Origin of the sequence: Denitrificimonas caeni DSM 24390, assembly GCF_000421765.1 — a bacterium.
Taxonomy (GTDB): Bacteria; Pseudomonadota; Gammaproteobacteria; order Pseudomonadales; family Pseudomonadaceae; genus Denitrificimonas; species Denitrificimonas caeni.
This window is the reverse complement of sequence record NZ_ATXQ01000007.1, coordinates 36,090-58,252: the sequence shown is the minus strand read 5'-3', so window position 1 is coordinate 58,252 and position 22,163 is coordinate 36,090. Positions and strand designations below refer to the sequence as shown.

Below are 22,163 nucleotides of genomic sequence, written 5' to 3'. Positions count from 1 at the left end.
TCACAAAAAACAGATATGTCCATGATGCCGCATGGCGCTTGCAGGAGTCACGCTGATGATCAATACCTTTAATCCAGAGCAGTTACGGCGCGCTTTGCCTGCATTGCAACGGAGCAGTGTTGATCCTGAGTTGGCGCAGCTCTGGCGACGCTTTTATCAAATTGATTTTGCTCAGCAGTTCCCAGACTTGGACGCTCGCTTGGGCATGGTTGAAGTCGCTGGTTATCGCCTTGCCATGCAGGTTTTACGACCTGTGCAGGCCTTGGCAACGGTCATTGTGCTGCATGGCTACTATGATCATATGGGCTTGTATGGCCATGTCTATGACTGGGCTTTACGCCAAGGTTTTGCCGTGCTCAGCTGCGACTTCCCAGGGCATGGCTTATCCAGCGGTGCGCGCGCCAGCATTAACAGCTTTCAAGAGTATCAGCAGGTACTGCAAGCCTTACTGGCTAAAGCTGAGCAGTTGCAATTGCCCAAACCTTGGCATTTGCTTGGACAAAGCACCGGCGGTGCGATTGCTTTTGATTATTTGCTCAATCAGTCGCCCGTCTCACAACTGGGCGAGACGATTTTGCTTGCGCCGCTGGTGCGTCCACGTGCATGGCAGCAATCCAAACTGCTCTATCAGTTGGTGAAACCCTTTCGGCGCAGCGTGCCAAGGAGCTTTTCCAACAACTCCAATGATGCGGCATTTGTCGAGTTTGTCCGTAATGATCCATTGCAAGCGCGTATTTTACCGACCGCTTGGGTGGGTGCATTAGCCGAGTGGATTAACTATATCGAGCAAGCTAAGCCCAGCGGTCGTAGTCCGATCATCGTGCAAGGCGATGCAGATATGACGGTGGACTGGCAACATAATCTCAATGTTTTAAATGATAAATTCAGCCAGCCAAAAATACTTTTGCTGCCAGAGGCGCGGCATCATTTGGCCAATGAGCAAACAGTCATGCGTGAACAGTACTTTCAGTTTTTAACCGAGCAACTTAGTTAGTCTGCTGGTTCGCTTAATATTATTGCGGGTTACTCAAGCTGGCTTGCAGTGTTTTAAACGCGGCTTGGTAGTAGGCTTGTCCTTCAGGCGATTGCGCAAAGCTGACAAACTCTTCCAGTTCAGCGTCAGATAAATCTCGGTAAACATGCAGTAAGGTGTTATCAATATTGGCATCTATTTCTGTGAGTAAGCGCTGACGTTGACTTTCCAGTAAAGCATTGGCTTGTTCTGCGCCCATCAGGCCGGGCAACATTTGGCTTAAGCTGTCAGCGGCGACACTACCTAATGCTAATGTCACTTCTGCGCCGGATTTACTGGCAGGTAGTGCATTAGCCAAATGACGGATCAGCAAACGTCGCGTGGCATCTGCTTCAATCGCCGGTAAGCCTGCGGCATAGCGTTGCAACTGCTCAGGGTGGGTTGCTGCCACTTCCGCGGTACTGATTTTTTGCCCAATCGCTGAATTAAAAAAAGCTAAAGCGCTGCTGGGACTGTCTAAGTTCTGGCGCAGCGCTTGTTGTCCACGTTGATGCATGGCATCAGTGGCAAAACGCTTATTGCTATTCTCCAGTAATGCTTGATATATCGCGCTGGGTAACGTGTTTTTGTAACGCAATTGTGCCTGTTCTAGAGCGCTGGAAAAATGTGTTTGCTGCTGTGGCCAGCCGGCTTTTTGGTACAGTTCAAGGTAGGCATCGGCAAAAACACTTGGACTGCCCAATAGCATGCACAACACTAATAAAAAACGCATAAATTTCCCCAGAAAAACAAGATTAAAAACGCTGAACATGTTCGTGAAACAGTGATTGAGTATAGGTTAACGCAGCACTCACAAAAAAAGTATGTGGCCAGCAAAAATCAGCTTATTATGCAGCAAATGCATGCCAGTATGCTGGGCTAACCCTTACGAAGCAGCGTTCAACATGAACACTATTGAGCTCTACACTTGGGTTAAAAATGAACACACTACCAATCGCACCACTGTTTGCGCGTATTGTTGATGATTTGGCTACACATGGCTGGTCACAACAGAGTATTTTCATTCCTACTGATCTGACAACGCAATTGGCCAAAGAGTGCCATAAACGTGCCCAGCGTGGGCATTTAGAACTAGCAGGTATTGGTCGTGGTGTGGCTAAAGTCGTGCATACGGGGATTCGAGGTGATCAGATCCAATGGCTAGAAGCAGGGCAGCATCAAGCTGTCGACCGTTATTTAGCATTGATCGAACAACTGCGTAGCGCGATTAACCAAACCTTGTTTTTAGGCCTAGAAGATTTTGAGGGGCATTTTGCTTTATACCCGCCCGGTGCGTTTTATAAAAAACATTTGGATCGTTTTCGCGACGATGACCGCCGTGTAGTGACCTGCGTCGCCTACCTTAATGAGCAGTGGCTGCCAGAGCAGGGTGGTGAGTTACGCATGTATTTAGATGATCAGCAAACGCATGATGTGGTGCCGCAGGCGGGCACCTTGTTGGTGTTTATGTCAGAGAAATGGCCGCATGAAGTCTTGCCGGCAACCCGTGATCGTCTCTCGATTACCGGCTGGTTACGCCGCCGCGCTTAAAGGTCTCTGTGCTTGCGATCTGCTGCGCTGCCTGCCTCTTGCATCTCATCGCGCTCGACAATGTTTAGTGGTGTCCTCATTTGCAGGCATTAAAAAGGGAAGCCTAAGCTTCCCTTGATGACACACTGTGCGACGCTTCTTAGTAAAGAATACGGCAGCGCATCGTGCCTTCTACTTCTTGTAGCTTACTTAACGCCAGCTCTGAATGCTCAGCATCAATATCAATCACTACATAACCAACAGTTTCGTTAGTTTGTAAAAACTGACCAGAAACGTTGATTTTGTTGTCGGCGAACACCTTGTTAATTGCACCCATCATGCCTGGAATATTCTGGTGAATATGCAGGATACGGTGTTTGCCAGGGTGTGATGGCAGAGCAACTTCTGGGAAGTTAACAGAAGACACGGACGTACCGTTGTCACTGTATTTCACCAGCTTCTCAGCTACTTCCAGACCAATATTGGCCTGTGCTTCTTGAGTTGAACCACCGATGTGCGGAGTCAAAATTACGTTATCAAAGCCACGTAATGGGCTTTCAAACTCTTCGCCGTTGGCACGTGGCTCCACTGGGAATACGTCAATTGCAGCGCCCAACAGGTGCTTGTCTTTGATCGCTTCAGCCAATGCTTCAATGACAACGACAGTACCGCGCGCCGCGTTCATCAAAATACTGCCTTTTTTCATGGTGCGAATTTCTTTCTCACCAATCATCCACTGCGTTGATGGCAATTCAGGTACGTGCAGAGAAACCACATCAGACATGGCTAACAACTCATCAAGTGTTGCCACTTGTATTGCATTGCCCAGCGGTAACTTAGCCACTACGTCATAGTAGTAGACATGCATACCCAGTGCTTCGGCCAATACCGACAGTTGCGTACCAATTGAACCGTAACCGATGATGCCAAGCTTTTTGCCACGGATTTCAAAGGAGTCAGTTGCGCTTTTCATCCAGCCGCCACGGTGACAAGCAGCGTTACGCTGTGGAATGCCACGAATCAGCATAATGGCTTGCGCTAACACCAACTCGGCGACTGAACGGGTGTTGGAGTACGGTGCGTTAAACACTGCAATACCACGCTCACGTGCGGCATTGAGGTCAACTTGGTTGGTGCCGATGCAGAAACAGCCGACAGCAATTAGTTTTTGTGCACATTCAAGAACATCTTCAGTTAATTGAGTGCGCGAGCGGATGCCAATAAAATGGGCATCGGCGATTTTTTCTTTTAATTCAGCTTCTGGTAGTGCGCCGGTAATATACTCAATATTGGTATATCCAGCCGCATGCAGTGTATCTACTGCGTTCTGGTGAACACCTTCAAGAAGAAGAAAACGGATTTTGCTTTTATCAAGCGATGTTTTACTCATCTGCGTAGACCTGTTGTCCTGATGTGAATGGCAAGTTGACGGACAGTGAGAACTGACCGGAACGGCAAAAAAATAAAGCCGGCCCGGGAATCGGCGTGAGGCGCGACTAGCGGGGTGCCCATGCTACCATAAGCAACAGAAAAAACAGCCAGCCTTATGACGTGAAGAGTCTTCAGGCAGACCATGAACAGTGTGAGAGTTCCCAAAATGACCGATCTTGCCCTTATAGAAGAGCTAAAAACCCTTGTTGATGCCGGTAAAGTACTGACTGATGCGGATTCATTAGAAGCTTACGGTAAGGACTGGACCAAGCACTTTGCTCCAGCCCCCGTCGCCATTGTCTTTCCAAAAACCACCGAGCAAGTGCAAGCCATTGTGCGCTGGGCTAACCAGCACAAGGTGGCGCTAGTCCCATCGGGTGGGCGCACAGGTCTCTCCGCTGGTGCCGTTGCAGCCAACGGTGAAGTGGTAGTGTCGTTTGATAACATGAACCAAATATTAGCCTTCAACGAGATGGATCGCACCGTGGTCTGCCAGCCTGGCGTGGCCACCCAGCAATTACAAATGTTTGCTGAAGATAAGGGTTTGTACTATCCGGTTGACTTTGCCTCTGCGGGTTCCAGCCAGATTGGCGGCAATATCGGCACCAATGCCGGCGGTATTAAAGTGATTCGCTATGGCATGACGCGTAACTGGGTGGCTGGAATGAAAGTCGTCACGGGTAAAGGTGATGTGCTTGAGCTGAATAAAGATTTGATCAAAAACGCCACAGGTTACGATTTGCGTCAGCTGTTTATCGGTGCTGAAGGGACTTTAGGTTTTGTTGTTGAAGCAACCATGCGTCTAGATCGTGCGCCGAAAAACCTCACTGCTTTAGTGCTGGGTGCGCCAGATTTTGATTCCATCATGCCAGTGCTGCATGCGTTTCAAAATAGCTTAGACCTGACGGCCTTTGAGTTTTTCTCAGATAAAGCCCTAGCTAAAGTGTTAGCGCGCGGTGATGTGCCTGCACCTTTTGAGACCGACTGCCCATTTTATGCCTTGATTGAATTTGAAGCGGTCAGTGAAGAAGTCTCTGAGCAAGCCTTGGCTACCTTCGAGCATTGTGTCGAGCAAGGCTGGGTGCTTGATGGTGTCATGAGTCAAAGCGAGCAGCAATTAGAGAATCTGTGGAAGCTGCGCGAATACATTTCCGAAACCATCGCTCATTGGACGCCGTACAAAAACGATATCTCGGTGACTGTCGGCCAAGTGCCAGCTTTCTTGCGTGATATTGATGAGATTGTCGCGAAAAACTACCCAGACTTTGAAGTGGTGTGGTTTGGCCATATTGGTGACGGTAACTTACACCTCAATATCCTCAAACCGAATAATCTCAGCAAAGATGAGTTTTTTGCCCAATGTACGACTGTTAACCAATGGGTTTTCGAAACCGTGCAGAAGTACAATGGCTCCATCTCAGCAGAGCACGGTGTGGGTATGACTAAGCGTGATTACTTGCACTACAGTCGTTCTGCTGAAGAGATTGCCTACATGCAGGCGATTAAAGCGATTTTTGATCCGAATGGCATTATGAATCCGGGTAAAATTTTCCCAGTTTAACGCTTGGATCGACTGTTATCGCAGTCGACCGCTTTTAAGTCTTTAAGGGTTTTTTATGAGCTATCAACATCAATACATTGACGGTACACGCATTCACTTTCCTGTGGGTAAAGTGGTCTGTGTGGGACGTAACTATGCTGCGCATGCGCAAGAACTCAATAATCCAATACCGACTGAGCCCTTATTGTTTATTAAGCCTGCAAGCTGTGTAGTGTCGCCAGACGGTGGTTTTAATATTCCACAGGACCGTGGTGCAGTGCATTATGAAATTGAAATTGCTGTATTGCTTGGTAAACCTTTATCGCGAGAGCCTAGTGCAGATGAAGTAATCGATGCGATTTCTGGCTTTGCCCCGGCGCTGGATTTGACCTTGCGTGATGTGCAAGAGCGCCTCAAAGAAAAGAGCTGGCCGTGGGAAGTGGCGAAATCTTTTGATGGTGCTTGTGTGTTAGCGCCTTTTATCTCGGGTTTTGCCGTGAGCGACACAACTGATATTAATGTGCGTTTGACCATCAATGGTGAAGTGCGTCAAGACAGCAACAGTGGTGAAATGCTCTATCCGATCATTCCACTGATTCAACACATGGCTGGGCAGTTTGCTTTACAGCCGGGCGATGTGGTGTTAACCGGTACGCCAGCGGGTGTGGGTCCGTTGCAGGCAGGTGATGAGCTGATCATGGAATTGCCAGGTCGCACAGCGGTGACCACTCGTGTGTTGCAGCGTAACTGATCGTGCCTGAACTTCCTGAAGTTGAAACCACCCGACGTGGCATTGCTCCGCATCTAATCGGCCAGCGTGTACAGCGAGTGGTGGTGCGTAATGCGCGTTTGCGCTGGCCGATTCCTGAAGATTTGGATGTGCGCTTGTCGGGGCAACAAATTGTCAGCGTTGAGCGCCGTGCTAAGTATTTACTGATCGGCGCTGAAGTGGGCACTTTGATCAGTCATTTGGGCATGTCAGGCAGCTTGCGTATGGTTGCGGCGGACACGCCAGTGGCCAAGCATGACCATGTCGATATTGAGTTGGAGTCAGGCTTGGTTTTACGCTACACCGATCCACGGCGCTTTGGTGCGATGCTGTGGAGTACTGAGTCGCCTCTGCAGCATAAGCTCCTACAAAAACTTGGGCCTGAGCCATTGCTGGATGATTTTTCTATTAATCATCTGTATGAGTGCTCGCGCGGCCGTAGTATGCCAATCAAGCCGTTCATTATGGATAACGCTGTCGTGGTGGGTGTGGGTAATATCTATGCCAGCGAAGCGTTATTTGCCGCCGGGATTGATCCGCGCCGTGAAGCCGGTAGTGTTTCTAAAGCACGCTATGCCAAGTTGACGGCAGAAATTAAACGTATTTTGGCCGCTGCGATTGAACAAGGTGGTACCACCTTGCGTGATTTTGTCGGTGGTGACGGTAAACCAGGCTACTTTCAACAAAAACTTTTTGTCTATGGCCGCACAGGACAGCCATGCTTATCTTGTGGCAGTGAGTTAAGGGACGTAAAGTTAGGGCAACGTGCAAGTGTTTATTGTGCTAAATGTCAGCGCTAATGTGAAAAGACACTTAAAAGTGCTTTTTTACTGACTGATTGAAGCAGTTCACGCTGACAAACGCTGATGTGCTGTATATAGTCATTCTAGTTAATAAAAAAATCTGCTGAAGGATCGCTGTTATGAATATGTTTCGAACAACTGCTGCATTGTTAGCGCTGTGCATGAGCTTGATGAGCATCCCTGCATCTGCTTCCAGTTCTAATGTAAGTGGGAACCCTATTTATGAAGTAGAAGCGCCTCATGCTTATGCTATTGTCGCTGACGTCGTCATTGCTCGCCCACTGCTCATTGCCGCAACGGTAATTGGTGCTGGCTTGTTTGTCGTGACTTTACCTTTTACCGCGATGGGCGGTGGTATTGGTCGTACCGGCCACGCGCTTGTAGTTGAGCCAGGCAAAGCCGCATTTGTACGCTGCTTGGGTTGCACTAAAGACGGTTATAACAACCACGACGAATAAGTTCCGTCGACGCATTTATCAAGGCTGCCTCATGCGTGAGAGTGGCCTTTTTTGCGTAGTGTTGTATATATAATTATTTCTTCTGTGCGACGCTGCAATGAGTGCCATTTTACTCGGCTGCTGAATCCTTGTTTATTTACGCTTTAAAGATTACTGCGCTGCGCAAATGCAGGGCGAAATCTGCTGTGTGCAGCATATAAACTTTATTATCTTGATTAATCGTCTGCGCATTGGTGAGTGTATGGGCAAGCTTAAGTCGTTTTTATTACCTGTGTTAGCCCTTGCCATTTTGGCCAGCAGTTTTTGGTATAGCGCCGGCTGGCTGCAGCTATGCGCAGGTTTGGCATTGTTCTTGTTTGGCATGCAGTGTCTTGAAGAAGGCTTAAAGCAACTGGCCGGCGGACGCCTAGAGCAGCTTTTAGAGCGCAGTACAGCAACGCCTTTTAAAGGCTTTCTATTTGGTGTGGGTGGCACCATGGTGCTGCAATCCACCACCTTGATGTCATTACTGACGATTGCGTTTATCAGTACCGGTTTAATTCAGTTGGCTGGCGGCATCTCGATCTTATTGGGTATCAACCTTGGTACCAGTGGCGGGATTTGGCTGTTGGCTGCGGCGGGGCAAAATTTCAGCTTAAGTCCGCTGGCGCTACCTTTATTGGTATTTGGCGTGCTGGCTGGTTTTAATGGTCCAAATAGCAAAGCCGCTGGCCGCATCGTGCTGGGCATTGCCTTTATCTTCTTAGGTATTGATGAAATCAAAGGCGGTTTTAACGCTTTTGGTAGCAGCATTGACCTGACCGAACAGATGGGCGAAGGCTTACTTGGGCAACTAGCTTTTGTCGCGATAGGTTTAGCATTGACTGCGGTCTTGCAATCGAGTCATGCCACTTTGATGTTGATCTTGGCGGCATTAGCCGGAGGCCAAATTGAACTCTGGCAGGGGATGGCGATTGCCATTGGCGGTAATGTTGGCAGCAGCGTGACGACCGCCATTGTCGGCTGGTTGGGTGGTAATCGTGGCGGGCAGCGCTTGGCTCTGGTGCATGCACTGTTTAACACCATCACCGGTATCATTACCTTATTGCTGCTCTCGCCCTTGGCATGGTTGTCACAATGGCTGATGGCGGTGCTGGGTGCAGGCAGTAATACTCTGCTGCAGTTGGCGATGTTTCAGACCTTATTTAACCTGATTGGCGTGCTGCTGTTTTGGCCTTGGCAGCGCCAACTCGAAGTCTGGCTGTGTCGATTTTTACCGGATCGCCAAGAACCCAAAGTGTTGATTGCTGATGTGCAAACCGGTCAGCGGGCAGTGGTTGAACAGCGTGTTCTGTCGGAAACCCGTGCGCGTTACTTAAATGATGCAGCGTTGGCTACCGTTGATACCGCTTCGCGCGCAGTGGTGCAGGAACTGCAGCATTTGGGCCGTTTGAGTTTAGAAGTGATTTGTCATGCCTTGTACCAACCGGTTGAGCAACTGTTCAGTATAAAAGTTGATGAGGCGCGCTTAAATGCACGCCCGAATGATAGCGATTGTTTAGATGCAGAAGAGCTCTATCAGCGCCATATTAAGGGCGTGTACTCCGATTTATTAGGTTTTATGAGCCGTCTTGATGCAAGCATGGACGAAGAGCATCAGCAGTTTTGGATGACTTGCCAAGTGGTTGCTCTGCAGTTGGTCGACGCGGTAAAAGATGCGAAACATTTGCAAAAAAACCTTGGTCGTTACTTAAGAGATGACCGCGCGCATGTGCACACCCATTATTTAGAGATGCGCAGTCATGTGCTGTGGGTGCTTCGGCAGATACGCGAGATTGGGCGTTTAGATCTGCCCGATGATGTCTGGCGCAGCCGCTTGGATTGGATGGAAGGGCAGGCGGCAAAGTTTGATGCAGATTTCCGTCATCGTATCTTTAGCGAAGTACGTAATCAGCAGTTGGATAACCTGCAGGCCAGTTCATTGATGAATGATTTAGGCTACTCCAGCCGGATCACGCAAAGCTTGCGCAATGTGATGCAGCTGGGTTTAGTCGGTGAGAATGAATTGTTGCGTGAAGTGCGCCGCCTAGGTGGCGATGACGATGATTTTCCGCTTATTCAGTTGCGCTAGTCGCGCCTCAGTGGCTGAGGCTGACGCCTTGACCACGCGGGTCACTGGCTGCATCGCTGTGCCCAGTCTTCTTCTGCCATAACAGCACTTGTTGATTACCGTAATTACGGGTTAACTCTTCGAGTGTGTGGCCTTTTTTCTGCAGGCGCTGCTGTTGTTGCAGAGTTAAAGCGCCAGGCTCAAAGCCCAGTACATCGGGCAAATACTGATGATGCACGCGCGCCGTAGCGACCCATTGCTTAGGTGTTTGACCGTTTAAATATTCCAGCATCGACAACACATTCATACTTGGAATACGGCTGCCACCGGGTGTGCCAAAAGCAGCAAAATCGTTCGGGCCTTCTAAAAAGCTTGGGCTCATGGACGATAAGGGTCGCTTTCCAGCTTGCACCGCATTGGCCACGCTAGCGCTGAGTCCATAGGCATTACTGCCTTGTAGGTCAGCAGCAAAGTCATCCATTTCATCATTCAGCAGTAGACCTGTGCCGGGCACAGTAAAAGCAGCGCCAAACATCATATTCAGCGATAACGTGGCAGCAACGGCATTGCCCTGTTGATCCAGCACGGCAAAGTGCGTGGTGTGGTCGCCTTCATGGATCTCTGTACTGGGCGCTAAGCTGGCGCTGGGCGTTGCTTGGTCGACTTGGATGCTGTCAGTCATCTGCACAATGTGCGCGCGTGCCAGCAGGGCTTGAGTAGGGTTATCAATAAAGTCTGGATCGCCGAGTAAACCGCGATCACGGTAGGCGCGGCGGAACACTTCAGCAAGGTAATGAGCACGTTGTGCCGGTTCTGCTTGTTGCCAAGGTAGGCGCTGCAGCATCAATAAACTTTGCGCAATGGCAACGCCACCAGCGGAAGGCGGTGGTGCAGTAATCAGTTGACGCTGTTCGGCCAGCGGCACAATCAGTGGAGTACGCCACTTAACTTTGTATTGGCTTAAGTCCTTTGTTGACCAAATGCCTCCAGCTTGCTGCACTGCAGTCACCAGTTTTTCAGCAAAAGCGCCGTGGTAAAAACTGTTTGTGCCCTGTTTGGCCAGCATGCTTAACGTCGCGGCTAATTCTGGTTGACGTAAAATCCAGCCTTGTTGTGGAATCGCCTGTTGGTCTAAGAACAAACGCGAGGATTCTGGATCTTTTTGTAGCGCAGCTAAACGCCAACCCGCGCGCTCTTGATACACCGCGTCAATGGCAAAACCATCGCGGGCCAAGGTAATCGCTGGCGCTAGGTTTGCGGCTAAAGACAGGCGGGCGTGACGTTGTGTCAGTTCGCCCAGTGCAGCAGGTATGCCTGGGATAGCAGCTGCTAGAGCGCCGTCTAGGGATAATTTAGGATCAACCACGCCATCGACACGGTACAGATCAGGGTGCGCGGTAAGCGGCGCACGTTCGCGCGCATCTAAAAATTGATAATCAGCCGGTTGGCCGGCACGGCGCAGCAAATAAAAACCGCCGCCACCTAAACCTGAACCATAAGGTTCAACTACCGCCAGCGCAGCAGTGACCGCAATTGCAGCATCAATGGCGTTACCGCCTTGTCGCAGAATTTCAATGCCGGCCGCACTGGCCAAAGGATGGGCGCTGCTGACATAGGCGTGCTCAGGAGGTTGTTCAGCGTTCGCCGTGAGCGTCCAGCAGAGGAAAACGCTGAGAACAACCCTGTGTAGTTGGTGCATAGCGTAACTTATGCCTGACCGGTGATGATCTTGTACTTTTCCATTAGCTCGTCTTTGCTTTCCACATTGTTTGCATCAAGCGGAATACAGTCGACGGGACACACTTGTACGCACTGTGGTTCATCGTAATGACCAACACACTCAGTACATAGGTTTGGATCAATTTCGTAGATCTCTTCACCTTGTGAAATAGCGCTGTTGGGACATTCAGGTTCACAGACATCACAGTTGATGCAGTCATCCGTAATGATTAACGACATGGAGCGACTCCTATAGAGCGGTAAGGGCACAATGCCAAATGAATGTGCTAATTGTGCCGCAATCGAAGCCTTTGCGCAGCATCAGCAAGAGCAATGCTTGCTATAAATCATTTTTTGAAGCGTTCAGTCAGTGCGCTAGAGACTGCCGGATGCACAAATTCAGTTATATCGCCGCCGAGTGCCGCGATTTCGCGCACTAAGGTTGATGAAATAAATGAGTACTTTTCCGATGGTGTTAGAAATAAGCTTTCTACATCGGGCGCTAATTTGCGGTTCATATTGGCCAACTGAAACTCGTATTCAAAGTCTGAGACTGCACGCAAACCACGCATTAATACGTTGGCATTCACTTCTTTAACAAAGTGCGCCAATAGATTGTCAAAGCCAACCACTTCAACGTTAGGTAAGTGCGCCGTGACTTCCTTGGCTAAAGCCACACGTTGTTCCAAGCTAAACAGTGGGTTTTTTTTCGGGCTGGCAGCCACCGCAACAATCACATGGTCAAAGATACGCGCAGCGCGTTCAATCAGATCGCTATGGCCACGGGTGATTGGATCGAAGGTTCCCGGGTATAGAACACGGTTCATTGCGACGTCCTTTAGGGCGTTAAAAAGTTTGGCAATGGTAACGCAGCAACACAGCAAGCGCAAAAAGGATTGATTGTCGTAGTGATCAATTTGTAGTGCGAAATGAAGGGAAGATTGAGTCTCAGGCGATTTAGGCTAACCGCGCAATATCTTTGGTTGATATTGCGCGGTAGAGCTTCGAGTAACCGCAGTTGTAGCCGCGGGATACAGGCTAAGCGTGTGCGGCGTCTGGGAAGACAATCACATCGGTGTAGTTTTCTGGCTCAATCAAAGCGCGGTGCAAGGCAATAATCGCTGCATCGTAGTCACTTTCTTGCACGGTAATCTGCATTTCCACTTGGCGAATGGTCTGCTGCAGCGCTTGCACACTGATGCCTGCATCAGCCAAAGCGGTTGCGGTTTTCGCCAGAATGCCTTTGACTTTCATATTCGAGCCAATCGCTGAAACAATGGCAACGTTATGCACTGTCACTTCTGCGCTTGAATAATGCTCTTCAATCATCCGTGCGGCACGATTAATGATCTTGCGTGAACCTGCGCAGTAATAAGTAATGCTGTTGGCATCACGCGACTTGTTCACCACATACAACTTGAGTTGCTTAATAATGTTGGTGATTTCAGTGTCGTAGCTCATGTCACCGAGCATTTCTTGGTCGAACACTTCAATACCGAACATATCTTTACGGCCGGCAATAATCTCTACGCGAGGGGTTACGCTGGCATAGTCTTGGCTGATTAAGGTTCCAGCATGCTCTGGCTCAAAAGCGTTCTTAATACGCAACTGCACACCGGCACGGCGCAAGGTTTTACCCGCACGTGGGTGAATGGCTTCCATTCCTAAGTTCGACAGCTGATCGGCTACGTCGTAGTTGGTCATGCCGATGGTCACCACTTTGTCCGCGCCAACCAAATTTGGATCAGCGGTGCTGAGGTGAAACTCTTTATGAATGATGGCTTCTTTAGCGCCAGTTGCTGCGGCAATCTGGGCGAAAGTGATCTCGGTATAGCCGCGATCAAAGGTGTTCATCAAGCCTTCAGTGCAATGGGTATAACCTGGAGCAATCACCAGCTCTTTACTGAAGTCGATGCCTTTAAAGTGGTGCTCGATCATTTCGGTAAAAGGCAGCGGTGTCGCTGCTTGCCAACCGGTCAGATCAGCAAAGCGAGCATTGATGCCCTTAAGCTTTAGGGCCAACACAGTATTAAAAGCACTGTGCGCTTCACCTAGAGACGCCAGCATTTCGCGGACTTTCATTAGGTGTTCGGTGAGCTGGAAATGGCCGAAATGGCACAGCTGATGCAAGCTGTGCATGACTTCAGCACAGTCATCAATCCGGCTATTAATAAACTGATTTGCTTGCTCTAAAGCATGAGTTTTATCAGTGAATATTTCAGCGTTTTTTGCCAGCATCGCCTCGCGAACCTTTTCTAAAGGCTCTTGCCACGCTTCTTCGCCACTGGCTTCGGCAAAGCGCTGATAGACACCTGCTTCGCCGGTTTTCTTATGTTCTAACAATTGGTTGGTCATGCCGCTGTAGGCAGATACAACAAAAATACGTTGGTACAGGCCGTGTTGAGGATGCTCGGTTAAGAAAATATTCTCTAAAACGTCCTGAAAGCAGCTCATTGAAGTGCCGCCAATTTTCTCTACGGTATGCATGAGTGTGCGTCCGTTCTAAATAAGTTAATCAATAAAGATGAGCCAAGCGCAGGATGCGCGGCTCACACTGTTGAGTGTCGCCACCAAGCGTGCAGGTGGCACGGACACTCGAAGTGTAATTAAGCGGCGTCAGAATGACTATAGAGCCGCTTAGAAATATCACGCTGTACAGAGAAAACGACGCTTAAAGTGGGTAAACACCGTTTTCATCGTGTACTTCTTTACCGTTTAGCGGTGGATTAAACACGCACGCCATTTTCATGTCTTCGCTACCGCCGCGCAATAAATGCTCATCGTGCTTATCGAGGATATATAAAGTACCAGCTTCGATCGGATACACCTTACCGTCTGCTAGGGTTTCAATCTCGCCATTACCGCTCATGCAGTACACCGACTCAAGGTGGTTTTGATACCAAATATGAGTTTCAGTGTTGGCATAAATAGTGGTGATGTGAAACGAGAAACCCATGTTGTCTTCTTTCAACAACATGCGGGTGCTTTCCCAGGTTTTTGTGACAACACGGCGATCGCTGTTTTCAGCATCTTTAAGGGTACGAACAATCATTTTTTAATCTCCACTACTACCACCGTTTCGATGCACTCGAAGCGGCGGCAGTGTTTTATTCAGTGAGTTTCAATACGGGTCTGTGCGAACAGAGACGCAGCGTCTTATGAAACTTTATTGGCGGCTTGGCTCGGTAATACCGCAGCAAAAGCATCATCAAGAATATCCATGGCTTGGTTAATTTGCTCATGGGTAATAGTCAGTGGGCACAAGCACTTAACGACTTGGCTGTGGTTACCACTGGTCTCAATGACTAGACCATTTTTAAAGGCGTGCTGGCAGATCTCGGCAGCTACTTCGCCATTGGCGCAGCTGATACCAATCATCATGCCGCGACCTTTAACGAACAAATTGTGCTCGCTGTGACGGCGGGTGATTTTGTGCATGCGTTTGGCAATCATTTCGCCTTTCTCACGCACGCTTTTGGCGAAGCTATCGTCCTGCCAGAACTCTTCTAGTGCAGCAGCTGCGGTGACAAAGGCATGGTTGTTGCCACGGAAAGTACCGTTGTGCTCACCTGGCGTCCACTCATCGAGCTTTTCACGCAGCAAGACTATGGCGAAGGGTAGACCAAAACCACTGATCGATTTCGATAGTGTAATCATGTCCGGCTTAATACCCATCTCTTCAAAACTGAAGAAAGTACCAGTACGGCCACAACCTGCTTGAATGTCATCGACAATCAATAGCATGTCGTGCTTGCGGCAGAGTTTTTCTAGCTTACGCACCCAGTCAGCAGAAGCAGCGTTAAGGCCGCCTTCACCTTGCACGACTTCAACAATTACGGCAGCGGGTTTGTCGATACCGCTGCTTGGGTCAGCCAGCATTTTATCCATCATGGCAATGGTATTGACCTTATCGCCAAAATAGTTGGCGTAGGGCATGCGGCTGACGTCAGACAAAGTCACGCCAGCTGCGCCACGGTGGTGTTGATTACCGGTAACGGCTAATGCACCAATCGAGCAACCATGGAAACCGTTGGTAAAGCTGATTATGTTGTTGCGACCAGTGACTTTACGCGCCAGTTTTAGGGCTGCTTCAACCGCGTTAGTACCGGTTGGGCCAGTAAACTGGATCAGATAATCTTGCATCTTACGCGGCGTTAAAATCAGGCGGTTAAAGGTTTCTAAAAACCGCTCTTTGGCTTCGGAATACATATCTAAACCGTGGGCTATGCCATCGTTTTCGATGTATTCAATTAGAGCTTTTTTCAACACAGGGTGGTTGTGGCCGTAGTTGAGGGTACCGGCACCGGCTAAGAAGTCGATGTAACCTGTACCGTCAGTCGTTATCAGTTCAGCACCCTGTGCTTGTTTGAACATAACGGGGAATGAGCGGCAATAACTTCTTACGCCAGATTCGTTCTGTTCGAAATTCTGTTCGAAGAGTTTCATGTCTAGTCCTATGATATTTTCTTATCGGAATCGAGAGGCAATGGCCCCGCTCGGTACAGCACTTCGTCCTCATGCAGGCCGGCAAAATGCTGCTGGCGCGAGAACAGTACTGAGGTGCTGTGAGAGATTCCTAATTGATTAAAGGCTTTTAAAAATAAAGCCTGAGAAGCGGCGTTGCTCGGTGAAATGGTGGTTTCAATAAACCGAACGCCTTGCGCGGCAACCCGTGCAGTGAGGGCTAAAAGCATGCGCAGCGCTAAACCTTGACCACGCATACTGCTATCTACAGCAACTTGCCAGACGAAAAGAGTGTCGGGGCGGGCTGGAGGGCGGTAGCCGGAAATGAAACCAACTAGGTTGCCATCGGCGTTTTGTGCAGCAATAGCAGTATCCGCAAAGTCAGTGCACTGAAGTAAGTTGCAGTACACCGAATTGGTGTCTAGGGGCTGGCAGCGAGCGACCAGTTGATGCAGCGCGTGGCCGTCACCGCCAGTAGGTTGACGGAATTTGACGGTAGCTAAACTCAAAATAAATCCTTGTGGTTATTGGTTGAGCCTTTTTAGAGTAGGCAGCTAAAAAAATAATAACAACCGTGCATGGGCATGGAAATCACTGGAAAGAGGGCTGAAAAGGCTATTTTTTGAGCAGTGGAAATTGCTGTTTCGGCAAGCTATAGCACTGCGAAACGGCAATAGAGAAATTGGGCTAAAAGCGCCTAGAAAAATATTTTAATTATTTTTGATTTTTGCGTTAAAAGGCGTTTTTTGAACTTAAAACGCCGTAAAAATATACTTAGCAGGCTAATTACTCAGCAGAAATTCACTAAAAATGGTATTTTTTTACCACTTTGTGTTTTTCAATTACCAGCCAGGAACGCCTTGGCGAATGATTTTTGAGTAATTGGAACTCTGTCCTGCCTGTTTTGAGCGCTCGGTAATACGTCCAGCACTACGCAATTGCGCCAAATCAAAACCATCGGTGAGGCCATTAAGCTCTTGGACGTAACTGGGTAGGTAACCGGTCAAAAGTAAACGCGCATCCAGCGGCAAACCGCCACTGATATGCTGCATCATGCCGAACACCAAAGTGGTGCAGTTGGCAGTGACAGTATTGTAAAAACGCGGTTGCTCGATCAGTTGATTGGCTTGCTCAATATAGGATAAAAACAGCTTTTTACGAATGTCAGCGGGCATATCAATGCGGTACAAAAAGGTATCTTCACCGCGCACATTAGGGCGAACGCCAATCGCATCGCGCTCGTCGGTGGCGAGAATACTGAGTTCATATTGTTTGAAAAATCCGGCGATTTCAGAAAACTGCTGACCTTTCTTTTTGCGAATCTCCACCGAAAAAGTAACGAACTGGCCGTCATCAAAGCCGAATGAGACGAGAACGTGGGCAATCGCGTCCATGCCCCAATGTGAGGTCAGCATGTCCACTGAGGTGAGTTTGCTTAAGTCATACTCACGGGTTTCCCAGCGCGGGGTGTACTCAGTTTCTGAATGCCAGTCAAAGTTGCGCACATTAAACAGCGTGACCTGATCGCCTTCGATACTGCCTGAGGTCATCTGTGCGACGTCTTCTTCCCATTGATGATTGTTGCTAGGGATCAAGTTGTTCCACCAAACCAGCAGCGCGCCATGCAGCACTAGGTAGATTAATAAGCCTTTCCAGATGCTACGGCGCCATAAGCGCACCAAAGTAAACAGACAGAGACTGCCCCATAGCAATATGCCAACAACACGCCATGGCATATCCAGCGGTAATTGATAGTAAAGAGCTAAACATGCCCATATCGAAGCTAAAAGAATGACCAGCGAGAGCAATACTTGCAGGCAGACTGTCAACATTGAACGCGGGTTAATTGACATACGAAACTCCATTCGTTTCTTGTAAATGTGTATGCAGGATGCGCCTCACCTCAACAATTGCTTCCGGTGTTTCTTGCACGCTGTGCCATGAGCGGATCACTTTTTCGGATTGTGCGCCGGCTAAGTGTGAACTGTTGTAAGGCACAACACCGTCGCTGGATAAATCTAAACTGAGCTCTGGGGTGTTATTACCAATAATCGAGTGATAGGGCACTCGGTCGGCAATCGGCAGGTCGGCGGCGAGACGCACGAACGGGTCTTGGTTACTTAGATTAGAAATGCTGTTGAGTGGCCGTGTCAACGGCGCTGCGTTGGCAGAACTCGGATCAACTAAGAGTTGCGCGATTTCTGAGATACGACCGAGCATTGAGACCGGCAGTTTAACGACGCCCGCTGCCCAACGTGAGAAGCGGTTTTCAGCAAAAGGTGTGCCGCGGTGCGGAGCCGCAATAAATACGGCGCGACTCACTTCTGGCATGGGTTTAAACCAGGCATAGTTACGTAGTTTTTTCCGGGCAGCTTCTTTGCGCTTACCTTCTAATTCGTAAGTTTTGACAATCGGCTCCCAGAAGCGATCACCTGATTCGGAAACCAGTAAGCGTGCTAAAACGCCACCCATGCTGTGTCCGATTAACACCACATCTTGTGAGGCACGGTTCTGACCTTCTGGGTCGAAAGCTTTTAAGGTCTCTTTAATGGCTTTACGGATCTCATGCTGATTGAACGCCAACGGTGCGTTGGTTGGATAATAGACTTGCCAAACTTGGAAGTTCTTACGCAGCACTTCATCACCCAGCACTTCGTTGGCGACATTAATCCATGCTTCTGGGCTACTGGCTAAGCCATGCAACATAATGATCACTCTGCGCTTGGGGTCATAAGGCTGCATTAAATACACACGAGGTTTTTCTAGGACTTCACCGCGGCCAATCAAGGTCAGCAGCGACTGACGAGCAAAGCCCGAACGTGCCAGCCATAAGCCATAGCCTGAAGTGAAGTTGGCGGCTAACGGTACCTGTGTACCGGCTAAGCGGACGCTGTCACGTTTGTAGGGGTCAAAACCCAGTAATTCAACACTTTGAGTGTCCAGCACTTCTTGTAGGGTATCACCAGGAAAACGCAGCACTGCAGTAATGGCTGGAAAAGGTGTTTCGCTAAATACTTCTTCTTTGCTGTTTTTATTGACTACACGCTTGGCAGTGACTGCGACCAACTCAGCACCGATACCGTCACGACGGTACTGGTTACGCAGACCTTTGAAAGTCAGGGATGAAGCTGGAATGAGTTGTTCTGGTATTTGCTGACGCTCTGCCAGGCGCACTTCATTAAGCTGACCTTTAATCGTCCATTGCTTTGACTCTACGGTGAACAAACCTTGCGCATCAATGCTGTTTAGTAAATTTTTGTGGTGTTGATTAAACGCACGCGTCACCGTTTGCTGCACGGCAAAATTGTAGTAATCACGCACTTGTGTTTGGCGATCTTCTAGAGCGCGTTCGCTGGGTGAGCGCGCGGTTAAAAATAAATAGGCGTAAGCATGACGGGCACTTTCTAAGTAGGCATTGAGTACGTCTTCAGAAAGAATGCCTTCATTGATTTTCTGATCCATGGACAGCGCTTCTTGCAGCCAGAGCTCGGCCAAAGCGGACATGCGTTGCTCATCATCAATCCCGATATTGTCGGCGACTTGGTCGCGGCATTGTTGCGCTGCAGCGCGGCATTGCTTTTCGTTAATGCCGACGACTTGTAAGGCGACACCGACGGCAGAACTCATCTCGCCAGTGGTTAAAATATCACCACGGCGTTGCGACATATAATCATTGGTGCTGACCGATACGCTTTTTACTCCCGCACAACCGCTGAGGAAAATAAAGCTAAGAGTGGTGATAAAAAGAACGCGAGCAGAATAAAAGTTGAGCACGTAGCAGCCTATGAAATGGGGTCGAGCGGAAAGGTAAGTCGTGAGCAGGCTGTTAAGCTGTGCCAGAGGACAGCTATTTTGGAGGTTATTTAGCGCTAAGGCTATGCTGTTTACAGATATTTTTGCAGCACTCTCTGGTCATAAAAAGTACGCTGGCTGCTAGTCTTGGCTAATCTGAGCTTTTATGGAGCATGTTATGCACAGAGAGTTAGTTCAAATTTCCAGTGAATTGATCAAGGCACTGGATAACGCTAAGCATGTGGTTGTGTTTACCGGTGCGGGCGTCTCCGCAGAAAGCGGTGTCAGCACCTTTCGTGATGCATTGAGCGGATTATGGGCACGCTTTGATCCGATGCAGTTGGCCACACCTGAAGCTTTTCTTGCTGATCCAGAGCTGGTTTGGGGCTGGTATGAGTGGCGACGCCAGTTATTGTTAAAGGCGCAGCCTAATTCTGCTCATCAAGCCATTGTTAAGTTGGCAGAGCAGGTGCCAAAGCTCACAGTGATTACCCAAAACGTTGATGACTTGCATGAAAGAGCCGGTAGTGGCGAGGTTTTACATCTGCATGGCAGTATTTTTAAGCCGCGCTGTTTTAACTGTGCCAAACCCTACACCTTAGCTGAGCCACCCGCTATGACTCATGAGCAAGCGCTGCCGCCGCCACTGTGCCCGGATTGCCAAGGCATGATTCGCCCGGGTGTGGTCTGGTTTGGTGAGGCTTTACCGCAAGCCGAGATGGAAGCGGCTTTTACAGCTGCAGAAAATTGTGATGTCTTGCTGTCGATTGGCACTTCAGGCGTGGTGCAACCGGCTGCGCAAATTCCGCAATTGGCGTTACGCAGCGGCGCTTGGGTTGCGCATATCAATCCTGAACCGGTGGACTGCCAACATCCTCGCGAACTGAGCTTAGTCGGCGCGGCAGGGCATATTTTGCCGTTATTGCTAACGGATTAAGTGGCTCAAAACTAAAGTCAGCCGCCGCCTGCTGAGCAGGGCGGCTGATGGGTTTGCCGTTAACTGATCCCGCCAAAGTTTATATATTTAACTTCTAAGTACTCATCCAACCCATATTTAGAACCTTCGCGCCCAAGACCAGAGGCTTTTACGCCGCCAAAGGGTGCGACTTCGTTGGAGATTGCTCCAGTATTAACGCCAACCATGCCGTATTCCAAGGCTTCCGCAACACGGAAACAGCGACCAATATCACGGCTGTAAAAATATGCAGCTAAACCAAACTCGGTGTCATTGGCCAGTTGTATCGCCTGTTGCTCATCGTTAAAACGCATCAGTGCTGCGACTGGCCCAAAAGTTTCTTCGCGCGCCAACAGGGCATGCTGTGGCACATCGGTGAGTAGAGTAGGCTGGAAAAAAGTACCTTCAGTGACTTTACCGCCAGTCTGCAAAGATGCACCTAAGCTGAGTGCGTCAGCAATATGGGCTTGCGCTTTATCCACAGCGGCTTGATCAATCAGTGGGCCAATAGTGACGCCCTCTGCACGGCCATCGCCGATGCGTAATTGTTGGACGGCTGCGGTGAAGCGCTGGGCAAAATCATCGTACACCTCATCTTGCACATAGAAACGGTTAACGCAGACACAAGTTTGTCCGGCATTGCGAAACTTCGCTGTAATAGCGCCCGCGACAGCTGCATCTAAATCGGCATCAGCAAACACGATAAACGGCGCATTACCGCCCAACTCTAAAGAGACTTTTTTGATGTCGTGCGCGCATTGTTGCAGCAAATGGCGACCTACTTCGGTGGAGCCAGTAAAGGATAGCTTGCGCACCAATGGGTTGCTGGTGAACTCGTCACCAATCTCTTTAGCGCTACCGGTAATGACTGATAAAACTCCTGCAGGAATCCCTGCGCGCTGCGCCAATACCATCAATGCCAGCGCACTGAATGGCGTAGCTGAGGCTGGTTTAATCACCATCGTACAACCCGCCGCCAAAGCAGCACCGGCTTTACGGGTGATCATCGCAGCGGGGAAGTTCCATGGGGTAATGGCCGCGCACACACCAATGGGTTGTTTAATCACCAGCAAGCGCGAGCTACTGGTAGGGCTGGGAATGCTATCGCCATAAGCACGTTTACCTTCCTCGGCGAACCACTCGATAAAAGAAGCGGCATAAACAATCTCACCGCGCGCTTCGGCTAACGGTTTGCCTTGCTCAAGGGTCATTAACAGAGCTAAATCATCTTGGTTTTCAAGCATTAGCTCAAACCAACGCCGCAGGATCTGTCCGCGCTGCGCTGCTGTTTTCTCGCGCCATTCAGGTAGCGCTGCCTGTGCTGCGGCAATCGCCCGCGCGCTTTCTGCTGCACCCATTTTTGGCACAGAGCCAAGTAACTCAGCATTGGCAGGATTATGTATAGCCAAAGTTTGTTGAGAGTCTGCTGTGCACCACTGACCGGCAATAAATGCCTGTTGGCGCAAAAGAGTAGGGTCGCTTAATAGCATGGTGGCCTCCGGTAAACGGGGTAAGGGATGGGCTGACGTATATTTATTAAGCGACCGTCACCGATTAAATACAAGCATTGCTTAGGTCGTGGTGCATCTCATTAATAGATA

Annotated in this window: 20 protein-coding genes; 8 read left to right on the top strand and 12 right to left on the bottom strand. The window is 49.3% G+C overall.

Features of this window, described 5'->3' with window-relative positions:
* Window positions 1–55: 55 nt before the first annotated feature.
* Window positions 56–994 carry a phospholipase BipL gene (locus tag H591_RS0110630; protein WP_022966940.1) on the top strand — a complete coding sequence of 313 codons (939 nt, stop codon included), beginning with the start codon at window positions 56–58 and terminating at the stop codon, window positions 992–994.
* 19 nt (window positions 995–1,013) lie between these two features.
* Here the strand turns inward: H591_RS0110630 and H591_RS0110625 are convergent, their stop codons facing one another.
* Entirely contained in the window at window positions 1,014–1,745 is a 732-nt protein-coding gene (locus H591_RS0110625; protein WP_022966939.1) for a hypothetical protein, read from the bottom strand.
* A 206-nt stretch (window positions 1,746–1,951) separates the two neighbouring features.
* Between H591_RS0110625 and H591_RS0110620 the strand changes: the two genes are divergently transcribed.
* Complete coding sequence (locus tag H591_RS0110620) at window positions 1,952–2,563, top strand: 2OG-Fe(II) oxygenase (protein WP_022966938.1); 612 nt, start codon at window positions 1,952–1,954, stop codon at window positions 2,561–2,563.
* A gap of 139 nt (window positions 2,564–2,702) precedes the next feature.
* On the opposite strand, the gene serA is transcribed toward H591_RS0110620, so the two are convergent.
* Complete coding sequence (gene serA, locus H591_RS0110615; RefSeq protein WP_022966937.1) at window positions 2,703–3,932, bottom strand: phosphoglycerate dehydrogenase; 1,230 nt, start codon at window positions 3,930–3,932, stop codon at window positions 2,703–2,705.
* A 207-nt stretch (window positions 3,933–4,139) separates the two neighbouring features.
* On the opposite strand from serA, the gene H591_RS0110610 reads away from it, so the two are divergent.
* The 5 genes from H591_RS0110610 (at window position 4,140) to H591_RS0110590 (ending at window position 9,653) form a co-directional block, all read left to right on the top strand.
* On the top strand, window positions 4,140–5,534 hold the full coding sequence (locus tag H591_RS0110610) for an FAD-binding oxidoreductase (protein WP_022966936.1): 1,395 nt from the start codon (window positions 4,140–4,142) through the stop codon (window positions 5,532–5,534).
* Window positions 5,535–5,589: 55 nt separating this feature from the next.
* Entirely contained in the window at window positions 5,590–6,264 is a 675-nt protein-coding gene (locus H591_RS0110605) for a fumarylacetoacetate hydrolase family protein (RefSeq protein WP_022966935.1), read from the top strand.
* 2 nt (window positions 6,265–6,266) lie between these two features.
* On the top strand, window positions 6,267–7,082 hold the full coding sequence (gene mutM, locus H591_RS0110600) for a bifunctional DNA-formamidopyrimidine glycosylase/DNA-(apurinic or apyrimidinic site) lyase (RefSeq protein WP_022966934.1): 816 nt from the start codon (window positions 6,267–6,269) through the stop codon (window positions 7,080–7,082).
* A gap of 122 nt (window positions 7,083–7,204) precedes the next feature.
* Window positions 7,205–7,543, top strand: coding sequence for a hypothetical protein (locus tag H591_RS0110595; protein ID WP_022966933.1), 339 nt, complete (start codon window positions 7,205–7,207; stop codon window positions 7,541–7,543).
* 241 nt (window positions 7,544–7,784) lie between these two features.
* Entirely contained in the window at window positions 7,785–9,653 is a 1,869-nt protein-coding gene (locus H591_RS0110590; protein WP_028244359.1) for a Na/Pi cotransporter family protein, read from the top strand.
* 7 nt (window positions 9,654–9,660) lie between these two features.
* Here H591_RS0110590 and ggt read toward each other — a convergent pair whose 3' ends face one another.
* The 9 genes from ggt to H591_RS0110545 form a co-directional block, all read right to left on the bottom strand.
* Window positions 9,661–11,331 (bottom strand): gamma-glutamyltransferase, encoded by a 1,671-nt coding sequence (ggt, locus tag H591_RS0110585; RefSeq protein ID WP_022966931.1) that lies wholly within the window; start codon window positions 11,329–11,331, stop codon window positions 9,661–9,663.
* A gap of 8 nt (window positions 11,332–11,339) precedes the next feature.
* Window positions 11,340–11,591: a YfhL family 4Fe-4S dicluster ferredoxin gene (locus H591_RS0110580; protein WP_022966930.1), complete on the bottom strand. Its 252-nt coding sequence runs from the start codon at window positions 11,589–11,591 to the stop codon at window positions 11,340–11,342.
* A gap of 107 nt (window positions 11,592–11,698) precedes the next feature.
* A complete protein-coding gene (gene coaD / locus H591_RS0110575) occupies window positions 11,699–12,178 on the bottom strand; it encodes a pantetheine-phosphate adenylyltransferase (protein ID WP_022966929.1) in 480 nt (159 codons plus the stop codon).
* Window positions 12,179–12,389: 211 nt separating this feature from the next.
* Window positions 12,390–13,838, bottom strand: a complete 1,449-nt coding sequence (locus tag H591_RS0110570) for an aspartate kinase (protein WP_028244358.1) — start codon at window positions 13,836–13,838, stop codon at window positions 12,390–12,392.
* Between the two features lie 184 nt (window positions 13,839–14,022).
* Window positions 14,023–14,403 (bottom strand): ectoine synthase, encoded by a 381-nt coding sequence (locus H591_RS0110565; protein ID WP_022966927.1) that lies wholly within the window; start codon window positions 14,401–14,403, stop codon window positions 14,023–14,025.
* Window positions 14,404–14,507: 104 nt separating this feature from the next.
* Complete coding sequence (ectB, locus tag H591_RS0110560; protein WP_022966926.1) at window positions 14,508–15,797, bottom strand: diaminobutyrate--2-oxoglutarate transaminase; 1,290 nt, start codon at window positions 15,795–15,797, stop codon at window positions 14,508–14,510.
* Between the two features lie 8 nt (window positions 15,798–15,805).
* Complete coding sequence (ectA, locus tag H591_RS0110555) at window positions 15,806–16,324, bottom strand: diaminobutyrate acetyltransferase (RefSeq protein ID WP_022966925.1); 519 nt, start codon at window positions 16,322–16,324, stop codon at window positions 15,806–15,808.
* A 333-nt stretch (window positions 16,325–16,657) separates the two neighbouring features.
* A complete protein-coding gene (locus H591_RS0110550; RefSeq protein WP_022966924.1) occupies window positions 16,658–17,668 on the bottom strand; it encodes an Lnb N-terminal periplasmic domain-containing protein in 1,011 nt (336 codons plus the stop codon).
* Complete coding sequence (locus H591_RS0110545) at window positions 17,658–19,589, bottom strand: esterase/lipase family protein (protein ID WP_022966923.1); 1,932 nt, start codon at window positions 19,587–19,589, stop codon at window positions 17,658–17,660. The genes H591_RS0110550 and H591_RS0110545 overlap by 11 nt, the downstream gene beginning before the upstream one ends.
* Before the next feature lie 196 nt (window positions 19,590–19,785).
* Here H591_RS0110545 and H591_RS0110540 point away from each other — a divergent pair, with 196 nt between their 5' ends.
* Window positions 19,786–20,544 carry an SIR2 family NAD-dependent protein deacylase gene (locus H591_RS0110540; protein WP_022966922.1) on the top strand — a complete coding sequence of 253 codons (759 nt, stop codon included), beginning with the start codon at window positions 19,786–19,788 and terminating at the stop codon, window positions 20,542–20,544.
* A 59-nt stretch (window positions 20,545–20,603) separates the two neighbouring features.
* Here the strand turns inward: H591_RS0110540 and gabD are convergent, their stop codons facing one another.
* A complete protein-coding gene (gene gabD, locus H591_RS0110535; protein ID WP_022966921.1) occupies window positions 20,604–22,052 on the bottom strand; it encodes an NADP-dependent succinate-semialdehyde dehydrogenase in 1,449 nt (482 codons plus the stop codon).
* Window positions 22,053–22,163 lie beyond the last annotated feature (111 nt).